The sequence below is a fragment of the Bacillus sp. AFS031507 genome, assembly GCF_002584635.1.
Taxonomy (GTDB): Bacteria; Bacillota; Bacilli; order Bacillales; family Cytobacillaceae; genus Neobacillus.
Map to the genome: position 1 here is coordinate 1 of NZ_NUOW01000009.1, position 21968 is coordinate 21968.

The window sequence follows — 21968 nt, forward strand, 5'->3', positions numbered from 1 at the left end:
TTACCTATCTGTATGAAGTAGCTTTGAATTAAAATATTGAAGCAGCTCAGTTCAAAAATTGGACTGAGTTATTTATTTTTATAATCAAAAAGCACCGCAAAATGCGGTGCAAATTCATATACATTTTAATATACATTTGCAGCTACGAATTCACGTTTTTCGATAGGCAATGGAATCAGTTACCAGCATTGGATGATCCTTTTTGAAAGAATTACATTTTCTTTCCGTTGTTTTCTTTTTTATTGCTTTGACTCGCTGCCTTTTCTTTAGCTGCTTGAGAAACTTGTTGTCCTCGGTTGGTTTTTGTTGTGGTTGCACTAGTTGTCTTATTAGTTTTCGTCGTAGTTGTACTAGTTTTCGACGTCGTGGGTGTTGTCGCTGTCGTTGGTGCTTTGGCGCTTGTCGCAGGTATCGTTGGTGCAGCAGGCTTTGTGGTTGTCCTTATTGCAGCAGTTCTCGTTGTTGTTGGTGCTTTTGTGCTTTTTACAGGTATCGTTTTTGCAACAGGCTTTGTAGTTGTGGTCCCTCTTGGATTAGCAGCGCTGGTTGTCGTTCGATCGCTGGATTTTTCTCTACTTTGTTGAACGGCTGCTACTGCCGTATCATTGGTATTCCTATTTTTTAAAGAGACTTGGATAACAGCAATATCATGGTTCTTCACATTCGCTGCTGGAGTTTGAGGTTTGTCCTTTTTTTCTGCTGGGTTGATTACATCCGCTTTTTTTCGGTCCGCCGATATAGGTAAAGCTATTTCTTTTGTTAATTGTTTAATAGGTTGACCTAACAAAGCGTTGGCGACAGAAAACGTAACAGATCCTGCTAATACCATCGCAAGGGCTCCCTTGGTTATTTTAATCATGTTAAACCCCTCGTGTTTTTTTGTGTGTTCATACTAATAGAATACGAACGAACCAAAATATCTTATGGGGGTAGGAAACAAAAACAGAATTTGGTAGTCTATTTAACTTACCTTGCAAATAGATCTTCTTTTGTAAAAAAACTATATTTTTCGAGATGGGATATAGTATTAACTATTAATCGTTACCGCTGACTCCCTTTTTCTGTGCTCACGGGCACGATTAGCTTTTTTTGTTACCGCTGACTCCCTTTTTCTGTGCTCACGGGCACAATTAGCTTTTTTTGTTACCGCTGACTCCCTTTTTCTGTGTTCACGGGCACAATTAGCTTTTTTTGTTACCGCTGACTCCCTTTTTCTGTGTTCACGGGCACAATTACCTTCTATTTGTTACCAGTCACAACTAGAATTATAGAGTAAAACGAAAGCTGAATGGATATTATCCCCATTCAGCTTTCTGCCTGATCTTAAGTTATTATAGGTAATTTTTCATGCAAAGTAGATCTATTTTTAATAGTCTATTATAAGAAAAAGGTACTATTTTTGTCCATTTTACCAAACATTAACATTCTATCAATAGCGACTTTACAATTCTCCTATATTTTTAAATACGATATACATAAACTTATAGGAGATGATTGGAAATGAAAATGAAAAAGAGTTTGATTGCTGGATTAGCTACGCTGTCTCTTTCGGTTACTTCAGGTGCTCCTTTGGCCGTTTTAGCCCACCCTATTCAAAATGCAGCTACTGATAATGGACAATCTACATTACGTCCAATTACCTCTGATGTTGCAGTCATTGCCCATCGCGGGGCATCTGCGTACGGTCCGGAACATACATTGGCAGCCTATAAGCAGGCAATGACGATGAAAGCCGATTATGTGGAATTCGATTTACAAATGACGAAAGATGGCCAGTTGATTGCCATGCATGATGAAACGCTGGCGAGAACAACCAATGCAAAGGAACTTTATCCAGACCGGGCACCTTGGCGGGTAAAGGATTTTACTCTTGAAGAGATCAGCCGACTGGATGCAGGTTCGTGGTTTAATAAAACTTATCCAAACATGGCGAAAACTGAATACATCGGACAGCATGTGCCGACACTCGAGGAAGCCATTAAATTTGTAAAAAAACATGGTAATGGAAAAGTTGGCCTTTACATGGAAACAAAAGCGCCAAACGTTTATCCAGGAATGGAAGAGAAAGTAATTGAAATCTTGAAAGAAACCAATGTACTTGATGACGAAAAGCTTTTTCTCGAATCATTTAGCGAGGAAAGCCTTCGTAAATTAAAAACGCTTGCCCCTAATGTAAAGCTGATTCAACTGTATTCAGGAAGTATGCTGACGGGGAAGGATGTATACCAGGAAATGAAACGGATCTCTGACTATGCCGCCGGCGTAGGTCCTAGTAAGGAGCTTGTTGTACCGAAACTAATGGAAGCCGCTCATCAGAATCAGCTTCTAGTGCATCCATGGACAGTCAATTCAGAGGACGATATGGTTTCCTTGCTTTCCCTTGGTGTGGACGGGGAGTTCACAAACAATACGGACCAGCTTGTTGATTTACTGGAAAAGCCGTATATTTCACATGGAGTGGCAAGCGGAGATGTAACGGATTCATCAGCGATTTTATGGGCGCGCACCAATGTAGAGGCAAGAGTTCAGTTTGAAATTTCAACTGACAGCAGTTTCAAACACGATACAATCGTCAAAACGAGCCGTGCAGATGTAGCGCATGATTATACAGTAAATGTAGAGGTTAACGGATTAAAGGCTGATACCAAATATTATTACCGGGCCCATGCGGTTTCAAGCCAGTATACCGTAAATGGTTCATTCAAAACGGCACCAGAAGAAAACAGCTTAAAGCCAATGTCAATCGTTTGGGGTGGAGATACGGGCGGCCAGGGAGAGATACCGCCATATAAATCTTTCAAAGCGATGTCAGCCATCAATCCTGACTTCTTCCTGTTCAGCGGGGATACCATCTATGCTGATAATAAGACACCGGCTGTTCCTAACCCTCCTTCTGAAACTGTTCAGGATTTCTGGGCGAAATATAAGGAGAACCGTACGGATGCGGGATTACGCAGCCTTTTACAGAAAACAGGAACGTTTGCGATCTGGGATGATCATGAAGTGACCAATGACTTTTCAGGTCCTTCCCAGCCGTTAACGCAAGCGGGGTTGGGTGCGTTTAAGGATTATTGGCCCATTTCAAGTGAACGCAGTTCAGCGGACAAGCTTTATCACAAGTACTCTTGGGGTAAATCAATGGATATGATCATTCTTAACAACCGTGGCTACCGCTCTCCAAACACCATGGCAGATGGACCTGATAAAACAATGCTCGGCGAAGAACAAGTAAAATGGCTGGAACAGCAGCTTCTCAAATCAGATGCCAAGGTTAAATTTGTCGCGACTTCCGTGCCAATCTCCGTTCCGACTGGAAAAGCAACTGCCAGGGATGGATGGGCAAATGGAAATCAAGTAAACCCTAATGATCTAACAGGATATGAGAACGAGTTCAAAAAAATCTCTGATTTTATTATCGAAAAAGGAATCAAAAACGTTTATTTCGTCACAACTGATGTCCATTTTGCCGAAGTCATCAAATATGATGCAAATCATGACGGCAAAACAGATTATCACGAATTAATCAGCGGTCCGATTGGAGCCGTAAAAATCAATCCTGGTACATTGGATCCTACCTTCGGCCCTGAACGCTTGTATGCGGAAGGAAACTTCTTCAACTTCGGTGTGTTCCATGTAGATCCAGCAAAAAATCAAGCAGGAGTGGAAATCCGCGATGAAAACGGAAAAGTCCATTTCAGCCAAACCTTCCAGCTTGAAGATTAAAAAATAGTAACCGAAAACTAGGAGACTGTCTCCTTGATTTTATCAACACTAAGAAGCACCGGGCCGCCGCCTGGTGCTTTTTTAAGCGAATATCAAAACATTTCCTTACGTTCTGCGAGAGGACATGAACTCAAGGGTCTGGGCTATCCCTTCTTTGTAGGAAGTCCGCGGAACATAAAACGCATCACATATTTTACTAATGAGTTTATTAAATAATAGTTAATCCAAAATAAACCCAGTAAAGAATAATAGTTTGTTAATTAGAATTTTACAAATTATTAAAAAATTTACTTGTAATCTCTTGGAAAAATTGTTAGTATAACGTACATGTAAAATTATTTAACAATACTATCATGGAGGTAATATTACTATTCATTTATAGTAAAAATCTACTATGATCATCAGGAGGTTCTTAAAATGGGCAGAAAATTCATGAAATTTATATTAATAATACTCCCTTTTATTTCTCAGTTAGCCGTACTACCTTTCGTCAATCGAATGGACCCGATTATTTTAGGATTACCCTTCCTTCAATTTTGGTTCTTTTTATGGATCGTATTAACACCTTTATGCACATTTGGCATTTATCAACTTCAAAAATCAGAAGGGAGTCTTGACTAATGCAGGGAAATTTAACAGCTTTGTTAATCACAGTATTCATTGTCTTGACCGTTGTTTTGATTGGATTCATAGCAGGGAGAAATAAATCTTCACGAAGCTCAGTAGAGGAATGGTCTGTTGGGGGCAGACGCTTTGGCGGATTGCTGGTTTGGTTTTTAGTAGGCGCTGATTTATATACAGCATATACATTTTTAGGACTAACAAGTACATCCTACGCGGCTGGAAGTCTTGCATTCTTTGCTATCCCTTACTGTATTTTAGCCTATTTTGTTTCTTACTTTTACCTTCCTAAACTCTGGAAAGTAGCGAATCAATTTAAGCTAACCACACTGGCCGATTATGCGCGGGAGCGTTTTGGCAGTAAACTTCTTTCTTCTATTATTGCTATTGTAGGCGTATTAATGCTCATCCCGTATATTGATTTGCAGTTAGCCGGGATTCAAGATACGCTTCAAGTCGCTGGAACAGGTTATATTAATGTGAAGGTAGTCGTCATTACGTCATTCCTACTTGTTGCACTTTTTACATTCTTTAGCGGAATCAAAGGCCCTACCTATACAGCCATCATTAAAGATGTTCTCGTATGGGCGATTATGTTATTCCTTGTGATTTCTCTTCCGATTATCCATTTTGGCGGCTGGAGCCCAATGATTGATACACTTGTGAAGGAATCACCGCAATTACTGACGATTCCTACATCTGGCCCTAAAGGCATTCCATGGTTCATGACCGCATCACTTGTCTCTGCCTTGGCATTATTTATGTGGGCTCATGGAGCAACAGGAGTATTCACAGCGAAAAGTGCGGATGCCGTTCGAAAAAATGCCATGTTCTTGCCGTTATATAATGTGGTCTTAATCCTAGTTATTTTCCTTGGTTTTGTGGCTTACCATGTGTTGCCGGCTGGAAGCGATCCGCGTTTTGCCTTTTTAAATCTAATCCAAGTTTCATACGGCGGTATTGGACAAGGTTTAGCTTATTCAACAATTGCCTTAGCATCTTTAATCCCATGCTCGATTATGGCCATCGGTGCTTCCAACTTATTTGCAAACAACATTTATCGCGATTTAATCAATCCCAACGTAAAAGGCGCTAAATTAACTCTCGTCACTCGCTCCATGGTGTTTGTTGTCATTGGTCTTGCATTATTATTTGGACTGTTATTCCCTACAGCACTAGTATCTTTGCAGCTCTTAGGTGTTTCAGGAATGGTGCAAATTTTCCCAGCGATTGTTGTCAGCTTATTCTGGAAAAATCAAACGAAACAGGCAACAATTATTGGATTACTCGTGGGATTAGCAACAACATTTACAGTATACGGAACAAACAGCTCATTTGGTATTTATGAAGGGTTTTGGGGATTATCAGCCAACTTATTATCCATTATTATTTTGAATCCTTTTTTCGCAGCAAAAGCGAAACATCAAACAAATTCTGTAAAAGAGTATCTGTTTAATCCATCAAAATCTGTAAAATCAAAACTTAGAACAGGCGCATAATGGGGGCGTTTTAGCCCCCAGTGGGTAGCCCTATCAATGCTGAGTTTCATAATAAAAGTAAGAGGCTTCTTTATTGGAAAATTACACTAACATCTTATAGCTAAAAGAGCGGGCACAATCCAAAAAAGGACGAAGCCCCTCTTATTTTTTTTGCTCATTATTTTAACTCTTGCTCGTTCGGAATCCTAGCTGCTATATGCTACGGTCGCATAGATTACATGGTCCTGCTACCGCATTTGAGGTTGCCTGGTGTCCTTTCTTTGAATTTTGCTTTGGTATTGTAAATTCCTGCATTTATAAAAAACCTACAAAGGAACATCCTTTGTAGGTTAGTTGGAGATAAGTGATTAGGTTTTTTAAACTAAACTTTTAACGCTTCTTGTTCAACCTTTTGCATCTTGTTTGCACCTATAAAGTGAACCCGTTAGGATAAAGGCTGTTATTCGATAACAGTTATACCGCTTTTGTCTCAATCTCTGTCTCTACTTTCACTAATGTTCTAGTAAATGCACTGACCGCGAACATGAAAACAATGTTAACGACAAGGGCCGCTATACCGATATCAAGATCTTTTATAAACTGAGGGGCTTTTGGAAAAAACGTCCCCATAGTTGAACTGGTGATCGTTACATAAGCAACCATGATAACACCGGTTATAATTCCTGCAGATGCGCCTGTTTTGTTCACAGGGTTTTTCTTCCATAAGCTGCAAAGCAGTGGAGGGAATAATTGCAGCACAAAGCTGTAAGCCATGATCAGCAAGGCAATAATACTGTTTCCACCGAAAAAAGTGAAAAATAAAGCGATTAGTGCCACAATCGGGACAAACCTACGCGTGTATCGTCCAATTTGCTCATCGGTGGTATTCGGTTTGATCGCCTTATATATATTTTTCGATAAAATCGTCGAGGCTGTTAGTAATAACATCGAACACGGAACAAGTGCGGTTAAGATACCGGCGGCTCCTATGACTCCGACCACCCACGGATCGAATGTTGCTTTTGCGATTTTAAAGAGAGCTAAATCTGTATCTGCTCCTTGTAAATTTGGAATTTGTAAAAGGGCTGTGAACCCAATGAATAAAATGAATACTAAAATGATTTGGTAAAGCGGCAAAATAGCAGCATTCTGGCGCAGTGTCCTTTCATTTTTAGATGATAAGCTTGCACCAAAGCATTGAGGCCACATATATTGCCCTAATCCGATCGTTAAACATGTCGAAATATACCAGGATATGCTGTATCCTTCTTTAGGAATTAATAAAAACTCCGGCTTTGCCTTATCCAATGTTTCAAACATCGGCTTTATTCCGCCGTGGTAGTGATACGGCAAATAAATACCTAAAAATAGAATCACAACGAGAAGGAGAATGTCTTTTAAAATGGCTGTTGAGGCTGAACCGTGAATACCAGACAATGTCACAAATATCGTGACAGCAACCACCCCTATGCACACCGCTAAATTCGGTGAAATCGCACCATATGAAGTCTCTGATACAATGATTTTAAGTCCTTTTAACTGTAAAACGATATAAGGAATCATCGAAACGACCCCGACAATGGCTACTAATAACCCGAGTGGTTTACTATCATACTTCTTTGCAAAAAAGTCAGATTGAGTAATCACTCGATGCTTTTTGGCATAACGCCAAATAGGAGGCAAAATCCAGAACGGCACAATATAACAGAAGGCGTTGAAGATATAAATGATAGGTCCTCCCATTCGGTAGGATCCACCGCTTCCTCCCAGAAACACATACGTTGTAAAAATTTCACCAGCCATTAACACAAACATGGTGATAGAACCAAAATTACGGCCGCCTACGGCCCATTCTTCGAGCTGTTGTCCTTTGCGGGCACGGACACCTAAATAGAAAGCAAGAAGAAGAGTAGCTATGAGAATGAAGATAGCACTATTCATTTAATTCCCTCCTGTCTATCTATCAGAATATTAATAATGTACAAAAATAATGAAGTTAAAACGAGCCAGGCAGTCGCCCAAAAAACAATGAAGGGTAACCCAAAAATATACGGCTCGATACGGTTTACAACTGTAAACGCACCAATAATAGGAATTATTGCTAGGATCCAAATTAAAACTTTCACTCAGATATTCCCCCTCACGAAATTTAGTATGAATTTTCAGACTTTGTACTCTCTGCTTATTTCTAATTCACCGAATTCTATTAGAGTAGAGTATTGGTAATATAAAAACAAGTGAGTTTAGCATCATGTTTGAAAACGCTTTAAATTTTTGAAAACAAAAATGAAATGAGTATTACATAAAAGGCCGAATTGAGACCTTTTATGTAATACCTAATACAGCAGATGAATCTATCAGTCTATCAGCTTTTCACATTTTGAGAAAAAACTAAAGATTTCATCAGGTCTACTACACGGTTTCCTACGTCTGATGTAGTAGAAGTTCCATTCATATCAGGTGTCAAAACTTCATCTTCCACCAAAAGTTGTTCGATCGCATCCAACACTAGTTTTCCGTATGCTTCATAGCCGAAAAAGTCGAGCATTTGGCTTGCCGACCAAATAGCGGCAAGCGGATTGGCAATCTGCTGTCCTTCAATATCAGGAGCTGATCCGTGAATCGGCTCAAACATAGACGGAAAGTCTCTTTCCGGGTTAATATTCGCTCCAGCAGCGAGCCCTATTCCACCAGCGATCGCCGCACCCAAATCCGTTAAAATATCGCCGAACAAGTTCGATGTCACAACGACTTCAAAGCGTTTTGGATCTTTAATCATCAGCATCGCCGCCGCGTCGACGAGATAAGTTGCAGTTTTGACTTCAGGATAGTCTGCGCTCACTTCTTCAAATACCTGGTCCCAGAAAACCATTGAGTAATTAAGGGCGTTTCCTTTAGAAATGCTCGTCAGCGATCTTCCTTCTTTTTTCGCCGTTTCAAACGCGTAACGAATGATTCGCTCTGTGCCTTTACGGGAAAATACACCGTTTTGCAAAACGACTTCGTGTTCCTGCCCTTTAAACAGCCAGTCACCTGCGCCTGAATATTCGCCTTCACTGTTTTCACGAATGAACAGCATATCGATGTCTTCGCGTTTCACATCCACAAGCGGCAAGTGAGCCCCCTTTAACAGCGTCACGGGCCGAATATTTACATACTGATCAAAACTTTTTCGGATTTTCAACAACAAATCCCATAGGGAAATATGGTCCGGGACACCGGGAAACCCAACTGCTCCCAAATAAATCGCGTCAAACTCTTTCAGCTGTTCAATTCCATCATCATCCATCATTTTTCCATTTTTCGCATAAAATTCGCATCCCCATGGAAAGTAAGTGAAATTAAATTGGAAACCCGCATCAAGTTCAGCCACTTTATTTAATACTTTGACCCCTTCATTAATGACTTCAGGGCCAATGCCGTCACCGGCGATAACTGCTATTTTAAATTGCTTCACAATGATCTCCCTCGTTTTTAGCCTTGGTTCCAAACGACCAATTTCATTTCAGTCATTTCTTCCACAGCGTATTTTATTCCTTCACGGCCTGTCCCACTTTCTTTCACACCGCCGTATGGCATTTGGTCGACACGGTAGTTCGGCACGTCATTAATAATTACGCCGCCCACATGCAATTCCTGTGAAGCGTATAAAGCATTTTTTACATTGTTTGTGTAAATTCCAGCCTGTAATCCGAAGCGGGAATCATTCACTTGCTCAATCGCTTCTTCAACTGAACTCACTTTGTTTACAACGACAACCGGTGCAAATGCTTCCTGACAAGAAACTTTTAACGAATGGTCCGCATCTGTAATAATTGTTGGCTGAAGAACGCCATCTTGAAGTTTGCCGCCCGTAGCTATCGTTGCATCGCTGCCTTTCGTTTCTTCGATCCAGCCTAGGACACGTTCAGCTTCCCCTTTAGAGATTAAAGCGGAAATATATGTGTCCGAATCAAGCGGGTCGCCGATTTTCAGTTTCTTCGCTGCTTCAGTGAACTTCGCAACAAATTCTTCATACACATCTTCATGTGCATATACACGCTGCAGGGAAATACATACTTGCCCTTGGTTAGAGAAAGCCCCCATGATGCAGCGGTCAATAATGGAATCGACGTCAATATCTTTGTCGATAATTAATGCCGCGTTTGAACCGAGTTCAAGTGTCGTCTTTTTCAAACCTGCCTTGCTTCGGATGCCGATGCCGACGCCCGGACTACCTGTGAATGTGACCATGCTTACACGGTCGTCTTCGACAATGGCGTCCCCGACTGTGCCGCCGGGACCAGTTACTACATTTAATACTCCCGCTGGGAGGCCCGCTTCTTCAAATATTTCCGCGATAAAGAGGGCAGACAGCGGTGTTTGTGATGCTGGCTTCAAGACAATCGTATTGCCAGCCGCAATCGCCGGCCCGACTTTATGAGCAACAAGGTTCATAGGGAAGTTAAACGGTGTGATCGCTCCAATCACCCCAATCGGCTCTCTAACCGTGTAACCAATTCGTCCGACGCCGCCAACGGCTGCGTCAAAAGGAATAGTTTCTCCGTGAATTCTTTTTGCTTCTTCAGCCGCAAACTTATACGTTTCAATCGTTCTAGCCACTTCCGCTTTCGCGAACATAATTGGTTTAGCTGATTCACGAGAAATCACTTCAGCCGCTTCGGCCGCTTTCTCTTTTAAAAGCGCCACAACCTTTTCCAAAATCTCAGCCCGCTGATACGCCGGCATTTTCGCCATACTTGCGCGTGCCTCGTAGGCCGCCGCAATCGCCTGTACCGTCAGGTGTTTATCTGCCATCGCAATTTGAGCGATTTCTTCCCCAGAATACGGGGAGTATAAAGGAGCATATGTTGCTGTTTCTACTTTTTCGCCATTGATCATCAGAAACTGCTTTTTCGCTTTTACTTCATTCGCTAAATTACTCATTGAGGGCCTCCAATACCATTTCATGAAATTGTACAATTGCTTTTTCTGAAGACGAATATCTTCCTTTGTTAAATGCACGAGAGCGGAACCCGATTTGTTCTAACTCGACAAGTTCCACATCTTCCAGGCGAACTTGTTCAGCAAAAGCAACTAAGTCTTTTTCTTCTTGAGTCAAATTCTCATCACGGAAATAATAAGTATAAAGAATCAAAGTTGTTTCATGATCAATCGGCACCAATTGAATCGTCGCCATATTGCCAGGTCCCGGATAAATGGTCAACATTAGGTTTGGCCACAGCCAGAAGAAAGATCCGCCTTGCATTTCCGCCTGATTTAAATCGACTGTTCCATAATTTTTATCCGGTTTAACAATGGAGCCTTGTAGTGAATAATTTTCACAGGTAATGATTTGATAATCATCCATGTCAAGGGCTGCAACGAAGCTTGGATGGGCGACATGACAGTGGTCACACTCTAAATAATTGTCAATAAACGCTTTCCAGTTCGCTTTAATCACCCGTGATGTTTGGTTAGTTCTTTTTAACTCACTTAAAAACGGGTATTTGCTCAAGCGGTCGAAGAAATCGCCGTAAGATTCGCTAAGCGGCTTCGCGTTATCGTCCAAGTTGACAAAGATTAAAGATTCCAAGATTTCCATGCGGACTGAGCGTAAACAAGCGTCTTGTACACAAGCTGCATCTTCACCTTTAAAGTTAGGTGCTTTGTTTAATTGCCCATCTAATTTAAATGTCCAGCCATGGTAGGCGCATTGTAAAATTTTCTTCTTACCTGACTCATTTTTTTCAAGCTTTGTCGCACGGTGCGGACAGACGTTATAAAAAGCGCGGATGACTTCATCCTGGCCACGAGTCACAATAATCGGTTCGTTTGCTACTTCCGTCGTAAAGAAAGCACCTACTTTTTCTAACTGACTGACATGCCCCACAAGCTGCCAAGATTTAGAGAAAACAAGATCCATTTCTTTTTCAAGTACTTTCGGATCTGTGTATTTGTCATAAGTCAATGTTCTTTCAAATGTCCGATTGGTTGCATTTCCTACTGTGTTATAAGCCATAATTCATTCTCCCTCATAAATATATTATTTTTAAGTACTTGCTGGCAAAGACTCTATTAAATATTTAAAATAGTACAACAATTAATGACATACTAGCTTTGCAGCCTGTCAATCTTATATATGCAATTTGTGTGCCAAATTTTCAAAACAGTGCAAACACACAAATAATTTCGATTTTTATTAAAAACGCTGTCATTTTGAGTTATAATTGACTCGATATAGTCACATTTTTGTCAAAATTAACTCACTACCTTTTGAAAAGAGAGGATCATTCTATGAAAAGTCCTGATGCAACAGGCAATATTGAGTTGACGCTTCAATCTCTTTTAAAAATTCTCGATCATTCCTCCGATGAAATTTTCGTCCTCGACGGTGAAAAGCGGATTCTTTATGTAAACCAGGTCTGTGAGCGCCATTATGGGCTGAAGCCGAGTGATGTCATCGGCAAATACAATGTCGAATTATTTGAAAAAGGCTACTGGAAACCGTCCATTGTGCCGGAAGTGTATAAAAGTAAAAAGCCTTGCTACATGAGGCAACAGACGTATATCGGCGCTGAACTGATGACGTCGGCGGTTCCCATCTTAAATGACGAGGGGGAAATCGAACTCGTCGTCATCACATCGACCGAATTGCAGACATATAAAATGGGAAAAGTAAATGGAATAAGTGGTGAGTCAACAACCACTCAAACGGAAGATGAAGCGGGCCAGTTCATTACTAATAGCAGCAAAATCAATCGAATCCTGGCTTTTTGCGAAAAAGTGGCGCCAACGGATTCCACGATTTTAATCCAGGGAGAATCAGGAACAGGAAAAGGCGTTCTCGCCCATTACATCCACCGGATTAGCAAGCGGAAAAGCGGCCCGTTCCTGACGATTAACTGCGCGGCCATTCCTGAAGAGCTGCTTGAATCTGAACTATTCGGCTATTCAAAAGGGGCATTTACCGGAGCAAACAAAACCGGAAAACCGGGGTTAATCGAAGCTGGGAACGGCGGCACAGTTTTTCTTGATGAAATTGGGGAAATGCCGCTCGCTCTGCAGGCAAAGCTTTTACAAGTAATCCAAGATAAACAGTTCATTCCAATCGGCAGCAGCGAATTGAAAAAAGTCGATATCCGCATCGTCGCCGCAACAAACCGGGACTTAATTGAAATGGTCCATGACAAAAGATTCCGGGAAGATTTATTTTACCGGCTGAATGTGATCGACATTCACCTGCCGCCGCTGCGTGAGCGCAAAGAAGATATCATTCCGCTCACGTACAACTTTTTACACCAATTCAATAAAAAGTACCATGACAACAAAGTCATCTCGGAAGAATGCTTGAATATATTAATCCATTATTCATGGCCGGGAAATGTACGCCAGCTCGAAAATTTGATTGAACGGCTAGTCGTCATTAGCGACTCAATCATCCAGGTGGCCGACTTGCCTGATATGATCACCGATAACGTGGAACAAGTCACCCAGCTCGCTCTCCCCACTTCACTCGATAAAGCAATTGACGAAACAAAGCGGTTCTTAATTAGAAGAGCTTACCAAACTCACAAATCGTCCAGGAAAGTCGCAAAAGACCTCGATATCAGCCAGACGAAAGCCTCGAAACTAATCCGGGAGTACTGCGAGGATTTGATGATTAATTGAGCGTCTTAGACTTTCTTAGATTGGACTTGTAGGTTCCACAGGGACGGTTCACATCGTTTTTAATGAGGTTAATGCCTTCCACAAAAACCGTCCCTATGGTCTTCTGTTACCGACTGGCAGCGATCCGCGTTTTTCCTTTTTAAATCTAATCCAAGTTTCATACGGCGGTATTGGACAGCTCTAAGCACTGATCTATAGGTATTTCCCCTGCCAAGCAAGAAAAAAAAATTGTCGAGAACAGTTTGAAAATTCCGCAGGAAATATCTCTATTTTCCACAAAATCAGCTAGGTTTCTCTTGAACTTCCATTATTCTATTAATTCCCTCCTTTTTCCCTACTACACAAACGTGTGTTTAAAAGTGTCCTCGGCACGCGCCGTACCTAAATTTCCCCCTCAAAATGCCTAATAAAATGTCGATAGCTGTCTTCAAAAGTAAAAACGAAAGCTGAATGGAGAGTTTCACCATTCAGCTTTCTCATACATATTGCTCTCAACCCATTTATTTGAAGAATTAAAAGAAGGGACTTCATTGTGTCCCTTCTTTTAGCCCTTAACAGAGCCTTGTGTCATACCTTCCACGATGTATTTCTGCGCAAATGCGAACAAAATAAGCGTAGGAATAACAGATAAAACAGTAGCTGCAGACATGGCACCCCAATCAATATCATATTTTGTGATAAAGGAATTCATGGCGACAGGTATCGTTTTCGCTTCTTCTTTTTCGATAAACATAATTGCTAGAAACAACTCATTTTTATATTTAAATAACTTTATCTCTTCTGCAAAAAATAAAAAAGCGTAAAAATCCAAACTCAAATAGGATCTTTGCGCTTCGTTTATATTAGCTAAATTTCACCATATTACATATGTAAAAAAATCAATTCACAATTCCCATCCACCTCAAAGTCACCAAATCCTACAGGGATAATAAAATGAGTCCCCTTTTCAAGTTCATATTGATCACCATTATGAGAAAGTGTCCCGTCATGCTTAATTACACTGATAAGCAAATAATGGTCATTAAATGAGAAATCAGCTCCACCCATTATTGGGTTGTTGTGAAGAGCCTGTTAGTTCATCGAATATTAATCATTTAATCCCTTTTCATTGAGAATTTGCTGCATATATTTTTCAACCCTTGACTCTCGAGTTTTGGATTGTTTGGGTTGGGAAAAATAAAGTATGTATGCTCTTTGCCGTCCCGGCGTTAATGCTTCAAAAGCAGTTTTCAAGGCAGGGATTTCATCGAATTTATTTTGAAGTTCTTCAGGAATTATAAATTCTGTATTCTTTTTAAAATTCACTTCCAAACCGGCTTTTTCAACTTCAATGGCTTCATAAATATAGGCTTTCAAGATGGATTCCATTTCAACTATTTCTTGAACATTCGTGAACCGAATCTGGCGTGCCGCCTGTACATTCTCCGTTTGTTGGATTAGAATCCCATGGGTATCCTTTAACAAGGCGCCTTTGTGAAACAGCAGCGCACAATATTCTTTAAATCCATGTATTAAAACTATGTTTTTTTTCTCAAACGTGTAACAAGGATGCATCCACTTAAATTCTTCGGTCAGCTCACAGTCAAGAACGATATTTCTCAACTTCTCATATTCTTCCTTCCACTTTTTAGCTTTACTTAAAAATTCATCAACCTTAGGATTCATTCTACTATTGGTCATCCAGGAACACCCCTCTTCAATTTTTGGCCCGAGTATTAAATTATAATCTGTTTTTTTAAAATAATAAAAAACACAACAGTTCGTTGTGTTCAATTCATCTATCGAAGTCGGTCCAATAAGAAACCGCCTTTAAATCTTCTTGGCTCATATGAAATAATAAACGCACTAGGTTCAAACATTTCCACAGTTGCAATTAGTTCATTTTCTCTATTTCTCTTTGTCAATATTTCCATTCGATAACGTTCACTGTCTCGGCCTTCACCCGTATATAAAGTAACGCCGAAGCCATTTTGTCGTAATGTGTCTATCAAATTACTATTTTTTTCTTGTGTATTAACCGTTACGTTTATATAACCAATAGCTATTTTTTGTTCCAATTTCGTCCCAAGTATAATTCCTAACCCGAAGCCAACTGCATAAACAACCATTGATACAAAACTTTGATCTCCACCAAATACGAGAGAAAGGCCAAAAACATAAATTAACATTTCTGCAATACCTAATATCGATGCTAACACGGTTATATTTTTAACCAAAAAGATTGTTCGTAGCGTGTATATAGGTACATAAATCAGTTGCAACAGCAAAATCAAAAGAATCTCTTTCACTTTGGCACCTCTATCGTCATATTTAAAATACACTTTATTTTATCTTTTTTTATCTAAATAAAATAGTGTTATTCTTACTTTAATAGGATAGAAGATATTCAACGTTTTTACTACCAAAAATTCCAATAAAGATAATATATTGTCAGATTTTCTCAAACCTTGTAGAATTAAGATTGGATAGATCCGCCTGTAAAAAAAGAGATAAATAGGTGATCTATACCGAAAATATCCTATCTAGGGGGAAATTATGAGAAACAGCAAGGTTACCATCTTTTTATTGTCCTTTTTCTTTTTATTAGCCGTCTCCTTACTTCCAGAAAAAGCTTTCGCAGCAATAGGGGACAGAGCGACACCGTACAGTGCATGGGATTATCACGAGTTCACTTTGCAGAAATCCAGTTCTGACACATCTAAAGTGGTGGGTTTACAGCAATTTGATATGTACTTTGGTGAAGATGCCAACGATATCATCCAAACTGAAGATGGATCCAACCAGGATCCGGCAGCGGATGAACAGTGGATATTGATGGGTTTTGATATGTCCTATATCTCCGGGCCGGAAAAATCCTTAATGCGCGCTGATCTCATTCGGAGCAATTATAATTTCTATACAAAGGGCGGGGAGGAAATCACCCCAATTGCAACCGCCTCGTTTAAAGACCAATTAGCAGGACTGGATGAAAACGGTGTTAATTTAGACCGTGAAGCATCAGCGTCCGAAGTATGGTATGGGATTCTTGTCAAAAAGTCAGCCGGCCTCCCGGTGATCAGGATTAGTACGGGCGTGAACCAGGCAACGGGTGCAATCAATTATAAGTGGTTTACAACTGACCCATCCTATCTTGAGCCTGTCGTTACATCGAAAGCGACAGCGAGCTCCTATAATAGCATAAAGCTGACATGGACTCCTGCAACAGGGGTTGACGGTTATGACATTTACAGGTCAACTTCTAGCAACGGAACCTTTACGAAAATTACCAGTATCGCTGATCCTACTGCCTATTACACAAACACAGGCTTGAATACTGGCACAACGTATTACTATAAAATCCAGACTTATTTTACATTTGATAATGGCGAAAAGATTTACGGTGCATTCAGCCCGGTTGTTTCCGCAAAGCCAGTACTAGCGGTCCCAGCTTCTCCGAAGGCAGCATCGGCTTCTTATTCCAGCATCAAAACCAGCTGGACTGCCGTCAGCGGGGCAAACGGGTATGAAGTATCCCGTGCAACCTCCTTAACGGGGACGTATTCTGTAGTCGGTAATACTACGACCGCAACGAGCTTCACGAACACAGGGCTTTCTACCAACCAAGTCTATTATTACAAAATCAGGGCGTACCGAATGGTCGGGATAACCAAAGTTTACAGCGGATATACCACAGGGGTCCCAGCTAAGCCTATTCCGTCCGTCCCAACGAATTTCAAGGCAGCATCGGCTTCTTATTCCAGTATCAAAACAAGCTGGACGGCTGTCAGCGGAGCAAGCGGGTATGAAGTATACCGTGCAACCTCCTCAACGGGGACGTATTCCTTAGTCGGTAAAACCACGACCGCAACGAGCTTCACGAACACAGGGCTTTCTACCAACAAACTATATTATTACAAAATCAAGGCGTACCGAATGGTCGGGACAACCAAAGTGTACAGCGGTTATACCACAGTGGTCTCAGCCAAGCCAATCCCGTCCGTCCCAACTAACTTCAAGGCAGCAAGATACAGTTCAACAAGCATCAAAACAACCTGGAGTGCGGTAACAGGGGCAAGCGGGTATGAAGTGTATAGGGCGACTTCCAGCACCGGAACATACAGCCTTGTCAAAACTACGACCTCCCTGTATTTCACCAATACTGGATTGACAACCGGAAGAACCTATTATTATAAAGCAAGGTCCTACAAGTTGGTCGGCACTGTAAAAGTGTACAGTGGCTGGACCGCTGTTTCAAGCGCAAGACCATAAAAGAAAAAGCAAAAAGCCTGGTATTGGCAGCCAGGCTTTTTTTACGGTCTAAAAATGCTAGTAAACCACCAGCAACGAGTTATAAGTGCAAGTGCTGAAATAAAGCAGTCATCGACAGCTAGATTTCAAGTAACGGAAGCTATCTAAAATCTATTCTTCAAGTGGAAGTTCCATTCAATCCTTTTAATCCCAGGATTCCGTATTTAATTTGCCCATTGTTTCAGAACTTGTTCTTGTGCCATACGATAAACTTCTTCTTCTGTTTGGTCTTTGGTAGCTATTACGTTGGTTTGATAGACTTTACCTTTATGTGTTACATAGATTGTATACTTGTACATTTTGTCCTATCTCCTTTATTTAATTCTAACTTTTTTTCATTCCACTTCTGTAATAAATCAAAGTTCATTTAGTTATGCCTAAAAAATGTTTTTTAACTTTTTTATATTTTACAAATAAAATGAAAGTGATTAAAGCTAAATAAAAGGTCAAGATTTGACAAATTCTCAACTTAACAAAAATTAATATACTCACTAGCAACGGTAATGACTGGAAAAGTCAATAAAATCAACAAACTTTATATGATTCTAAAATCTCTTGTATTTTGTTACACTACTTAGAATGCAGAAAAATGTCGAAACATATAAACTAAAAAGCCCCGCATCCACAATTGTGAATGCTGGGTCTATGATTGATCTAAAGAATACTGTTTCATGAAGTAATTCTTGTATTCCCCACTAATAATCTGCTCCCACCACCACTTGTTTTCCACATACCATTCAATCGTTTGCGAGATTCCCGTTTCGAATGTGTAGGTTGGTTTCCATCCTAGCTTCTCCAACTTCGTAGGGTCAATCGCGTAGCGCTTATCATGACCCAAACGGTCTGGGACAAACTCAATGAACTCTTCCGATTTTCCTAACGTGGTAATAATCGTTTTAACCACTTCTAAATTTGTCCGCTCGTTGTGCCCGCCTATGTTATAGACTTCCCCGGTAACACCCTCATGCAAAACAAGGTCTAGTGCTGCACAATGATCATGGACATGCAGCCAATCACGGATATTCTCTCCGTCACCATAAACAGGTACCTTCTGATTATTTACTACGCGAGAAATTGTTAATGGAATCAATTTCTCTGGAAAATGGAAGGGACCATAGTTATTGGAACAACGTGTAATATTGACTGGCAGTCCAAATGTTTCGTGATAGGCACGAACCAAGAAATCAGATGACGCTTTACTTGCACTGTATGGACTATTGGGCTGTAACGGCGTCTCTTCGGTAAACAATGTCGATGAATCCAGCTCTAACTCACCGTATACCTCATCCGTTGATACATGAACAAACTTGGTGACTTCTATTTGTTTGGCGGCATCAAGTAACACTTGCGTCCCTAGCACATTCGTCTGAACAAATATTTCTGGTTCCGAAATTGAGCGATCGACATGGCTTTCTGCGGCAAAATGGACCACATAATCAAACTTTTCTTTTTCAAAAAGCGGTAGAATGGCTTCGCGATCAGCAATATCCGCTTTCATAAAATGATAGTTTTCCTTCTTTTCGATCTCACGGTGCTTGGTTAGATCGCCTGCATAGGTTAATCCATCTAAATTATAAATATCATACTGCGGGTATTTGTTAATCATATATTGTACAAAGTTCCCACCGATGAATCCGGCTCCACCTGTTACAATAAGCTTTTTCCCTTGCATTACTTCACCTCTTGCTTTAACGCTTTTAAGTACTGCTCTAAGGAGTCCTGCCAAGAAGGTAATGGAATAAATCCGTTGTCCAGTAACTTTTGCTTCGACATTCGGGAGTTCTTGGGACGGACTGCCCTAGTCGGATATTCCTCTGTTTTTATCGAATGGACTTTTACTATTTTGCCCGCTTTGTGAAAAATTTCTTCGGCAAATTCAGCCCAGCTGCAATATCCCTCATTCGTGGCATGATAGATTCCATATCGATCCGTTTGGATCATATCAATTAATAACCGCGACAAATCCAAGCTATTCGTAGGCGAACCCACTTGATCTCCCACCACATGTATTTCATCTTTAGTTTCAGACAATCGCAGCATTGTTTTCACGAAATTATCCCCGTTTAGTCCAAAAACCCAAGATATCCGGATGATGAACCATTCGGATAAGGTCGTTTGGACAATTTTCTCCGCTTCATATTTGGTCACCCCGTAATATCCGAAGGGGTTGGGCGCGCTCGTTTCGTCAAAAGGTGCTTCACCCAATCCATCTAATACATAATCTGTACTGATAAACATGAATTTAGCCTTTAATTCCCGTGCGGCGCAGGCTAAATACTTGGTCCCATCGACATTCACCTTCCAGCAATTTTCTTGATCATTCTCTGCTTGATCAACCGCCGTATAGGCTGCACAATGGATGATCGCATCCGGATTGATTTCCTTTACAACCCTGTAAACGGATTGTTCATCTGTTATGTCCAGCTCTTTTGACCCCACGCCAATCATTTCGAAACTGCGCCTTTCGCCTTCATGAACCACATCAAAGCCGAGCTGTCCTGTAAAACCCGTCACTAGAATTTTCATCGTTTATTCTCCAAAGTTAAAATTATTTTCCGCATCTGTTAGGAATGGAGCCATTTCATCTTTTGTTGATAATATCGGAGTCATCTCAACTGGCCATTCAATCCCAATGGTTGGATCATTCCAGCTGATGCCCCGGTCACATTCAGGTGCGTATAAGTGGTCTACTTTATATTGAACTTCTACATCATCGGTCAACGTCAAGAATCCGTGTGCAAACCCCTTAGGAATCAATAATTGACGTTTATTTTCCACATTTAACTCGATTCCAAACCACTTTCCAAACGTGTGGCTGCCTTTACGAAGATCGACGGCGACATCAAATATCGACCCTTTGGTACAGCGAACGAGCTTGGTTTGCGCTTTTGGATTTAATTGATAATGCAATCCCCGTAAGGTCCCTTTGGCTGCCGAGAATGATTGGTTATCTTGAACAAACTTCACATCGATTCCTGCTTCCTGAAGCCTTGCCTCGCTATAAGTCTCCATAAACCAACCGCGATGATCGCCAATTAGTTTTGGCTCGATAAACATTACCCCTGGCAGGGAAGTCTCAATCACATTCAACCTATCACCTCTTTTAATACTTGATGCTGCCATTGGCTACTTTTAATAAATATTGACCATATCCTGTCTTGGAGAATTTCTCACCTGATTCAATTAATCTATCAATATCAATCCAGCCATTAATATAGGCGATTTCCTCGGGTGCCGCGATTTTAATTCCTTGATGATCCTCAATTGTTTTTACAAAATTAGTGGCTTCCACTAAACTTTGATGTGTTCCCGTATCCATCCACGTAAAACCTCGTCCAAGCAACTCAACCTCGAGTTCTCCCATCCGTAAATATCGATCGATTACAGTGGTAATCTCTAACTCACCTCGTGCCGATGGTCTGACACTTTTGGCAATATCCACAATTCGATTGTCGTAAAAGTACAATCCCGTGATCGCATAATTTGATTTTGGTACCTGAGGTTTTTCTTCGACGCTTAATACTTTTCCATTTTCATTAAATTCCACTACACCAAAACGCTCTGGATTTTGCACATGGTAACCAAAAATGGTTGCCCCACTCTCCTTTTGGGCCGCACGTTGGAGAATTTTTCGCATCCCACTGCCGTAGAAAATATTGTCTCCTAAAATCATCGCGACGGAATCATCGCCAATAAACTCTTCCCCAATTAAAAAAGCCTGGGCTAATCCATCTGGGCTCGACTGGATTTTATATTCTAGATGTATTCCAAACTGTGATCCATCTCCGAGCAGCGCCTCGAAACGCGGGGTATCCTCTGGAGTTGAAATAATCAAAATATCACGAATCCCTGCAAGCATTAAGGTGGAAAGCGGATAATAGACCATCGGCTTATCGTAAATGGGTAATAATTGTTTACTGGTGACCATCGTTAACGGATATAAACGTGTCCCGCTTCCACCTGCTAGAATAATAGCTTTCATCGTAACCTCCATTCCGGGTCGTTATGGAAGGAATTTTGGTTTGGGCTGCCTATCGGGTGTCATTCCTTTATGTATATATGCTTATTTTGTAGTTCACGAAATATTCCACCGCTACATTCGAACAGAAATGTTCGATGTTTTAGATAACGCTGGTAAAAATAAAAAGCCCGATTCCTACGTTGGCAATCGAGCTTATTTTTAGGATTACTGGGAATCTTAGAATGATT

Annotated in this window: 20 protein-coding genes; 5 read left to right on the top strand and 15 right to left on the bottom strand. The window is 40.8% G+C overall.

Annotated elements, in window-relative coordinates; all coding sequences use genetic code 11:
* Window positions 1-211: 211 nt before the first annotated feature.
* Window positions 212-859 carry a hypothetical protein gene (locus tag COE25_RS10170; protein ID WP_098932558.1) on the bottom strand — a complete coding sequence of 216 codons (648 nt, stop codon included), beginning with the start codon at window positions 857-859 and terminating at the stop codon, window positions 212-214.
* Between the two features lie 641 nt (window positions 860-1500).
* Here COE25_RS10170 and COE25_RS10175 point away from each other — a divergent pair.
* The 3 genes from COE25_RS10175 to COE25_RS10190 all read left to right on the top strand — a co-directional run bounded on the left by COE25_RS10175 (window position 1501) and on the right by COE25_RS10190 (window position 5843).
* On the top strand, window positions 1501-3723 hold the full coding sequence (locus tag COE25_RS10175; RefSeq protein ID WP_257208764.1) for a glycerophosphodiester phosphodiesterase family protein: 2223 nt from the start codon (window positions 1501-1503) through the stop codon (window positions 3721-3723).
* A gap of 417 nt (window positions 3724-4140) precedes the next feature.
* Window positions 4141-4344 (top strand): DUF3311 domain-containing protein, encoded by a 204-nt coding sequence (locus COE25_RS10185; RefSeq protein WP_098932560.1) that lies wholly within the window; start codon window positions 4141-4143, stop codon window positions 4342-4344.
* A complete protein-coding gene (locus COE25_RS10190; protein WP_098932561.1) occupies window positions 4344-5843 on the top strand; it encodes a sodium:solute symporter family protein in 1500 nt (499 codons plus the stop codon). Before COE25_RS10185 ends, COE25_RS10190 begins: the two co-directional genes overlap by 1 nt.
* 453 nt (window positions 5844-6296) lie before the next feature.
* Here COE25_RS10190 and COE25_RS10195 read toward each other — a convergent pair whose 3' ends face one another.
* The 5 genes from COE25_RS10195 to COE25_RS10215 form a co-directional block, all read right to left on the bottom strand.
* The gene (locus COE25_RS10195) at window positions 6297-7763 is read right to left on the bottom strand and encodes a sodium:solute symporter family protein (RefSeq protein ID WP_098932562.1); all 1467 of its coding nucleotides are present in this window, start codon (window positions 7761-7763) and stop codon (window positions 6297-6299) included.
* Window positions 7760-7948: a DUF3311 domain-containing protein gene (locus COE25_RS10200; protein WP_088089896.1), complete on the bottom strand. Its 189-nt coding sequence runs from the start codon at window positions 7946-7948 to the stop codon at window positions 7760-7762. The genes COE25_RS10195 and COE25_RS10200 overlap by 4 nt, the downstream gene beginning before the upstream one ends.
* Before the next feature lie 239 nt (window positions 7949-8187).
* Complete coding sequence (locus tag COE25_RS10205) at window positions 8188-9279, bottom strand: tartrate dehydrogenase (protein ID WP_098932563.1); 1092 nt, start codon at window positions 9277-9279, stop codon at window positions 8188-8190.
* Between the two features lie 17 nt (window positions 9280-9296).
* Complete coding sequence (locus COE25_RS10210) at window positions 9297-10748, bottom strand: aldehyde dehydrogenase family protein (RefSeq protein ID WP_098932564.1); 1452 nt, start codon at window positions 10746-10748, stop codon at window positions 9297-9299.
* Entirely contained in the window at window positions 10741-11823 is a 1083-nt protein-coding gene (locus tag COE25_RS10215) for an aromatic ring-hydroxylating oxygenase subunit alpha (RefSeq protein ID WP_098932565.1), read from the bottom strand. The genes COE25_RS10210 and COE25_RS10215 overlap by 8 nt, the downstream gene beginning before the upstream one ends.
* A 275-nt stretch (window positions 11824-12098) precedes the next feature.
* Here COE25_RS10215 and COE25_RS10220 point away from each other — a divergent pair, with 275 nt between their 5' ends.
* Window positions 12099-13472, top strand: coding sequence for a sigma-54 interaction domain-containing protein (locus COE25_RS10220; protein ID WP_098932566.1), 1374 nt, complete (start codon window positions 12099-12101; stop codon window positions 13470-13472).
* Window positions 13473-14016: 544 nt separating this feature from the next.
* Here COE25_RS10220 and COE25_RS10225 read toward each other — a convergent pair.
* The 4 genes from COE25_RS10225 to COE25_RS10235 all read right to left on the bottom strand — a co-directional run bounded on the left by COE25_RS10225 (window position 14017) and on the right by COE25_RS10235 (window position 15760).
* Entirely contained in the window at window positions 14017-14283 is a 267-nt protein-coding gene (locus COE25_RS10225; RefSeq protein ID WP_257208765.1) for an ABC transporter permease family protein, read from the bottom strand.
* Between the two features lie 50 nt (window positions 14284-14333).
* Entirely contained in the window at window positions 14334-14519 is a 186-nt protein-coding gene (locus COE25_RS32250; protein ID WP_373605349.1) for a cupin domain-containing protein, read from the bottom strand.
* Between the two features lie 39 nt (window positions 14520-14558).
* Window positions 14559-15152, bottom strand: coding sequence for a YdeI/OmpD-associated family protein (locus COE25_RS10230; protein ID WP_098932567.1), 594 nt, complete (start codon window positions 15150-15152; stop codon window positions 14559-14561).
* Between the two features lie 98 nt (window positions 15153-15250).
* Entirely contained in the window at window positions 15251-15760 is a 510-nt protein-coding gene (locus tag COE25_RS10235; protein ID WP_088089906.1) for a DUF2179 domain-containing protein, read from the bottom strand.
* 247 nt (window positions 15761-16007) lie between these two features.
* Between COE25_RS10235 and COE25_RS10240 the strand changes: the two genes are divergently transcribed.
* Window positions 16008-17720 carry a fibronectin type III domain-containing protein gene (locus tag COE25_RS10240; protein WP_098932568.1) on the top strand — a complete coding sequence of 571 codons (1713 nt, stop codon included), beginning with the start codon at window positions 16008-16010 and terminating at the stop codon, window positions 17718-17720.
* 203 nt (window positions 17721-17923) lie between these two features.
* On the opposite strand, the gene COE25_RS10245 is transcribed toward COE25_RS10240, so the two are convergent.
* From COE25_RS10245 to rfbA, 5 genes are all read right to left on the bottom strand, one after another.
* A complete protein-coding gene (locus COE25_RS10245; protein WP_098932569.1) occupies window positions 17924-18058 on the bottom strand; it encodes a BA3454 family stress response protein in 135 nt (44 codons plus the stop codon).
* Window positions 18059-18402: 344 nt separating this feature from the next.
* The gene (gene rfbB / locus COE25_RS10250; protein ID WP_098932570.1) at window positions 18403-19431 is read right to left on the bottom strand and encodes a dTDP-glucose 4,6-dehydratase; all 1029 of its coding nucleotides are present in this window, start codon (window positions 19429-19431) and stop codon (window positions 18403-18405) included.
* Complete coding sequence (rfbD, locus tag COE25_RS10255) at window positions 19431-20285, bottom strand: dTDP-4-dehydrorhamnose reductase (protein WP_098932571.1); 855 nt, start codon at window positions 20283-20285, stop codon at window positions 19431-19433. Before rfbD ends, rfbB begins: the two co-directional genes overlap by 1 nt.
* Window positions 20286-20288: 3 nt before the next feature.
* Complete coding sequence (rfbC, locus tag COE25_RS10260; RefSeq protein WP_098932572.1) at window positions 20289-20849, bottom strand: dTDP-4-dehydrorhamnose 3,5-epimerase; 561 nt, start codon at window positions 20847-20849, stop codon at window positions 20289-20291.
* 13 nt (window positions 20850-20862) lie between these two features.
* Complete coding sequence (gene rfbA / locus COE25_RS10265) at window positions 20863-21741, bottom strand: glucose-1-phosphate thymidylyltransferase RfbA (RefSeq protein WP_088089912.1); 879 nt, start codon at window positions 21739-21741, stop codon at window positions 20863-20865.
* Window positions 21742-21968: the final 227 nt, after the last annotated feature.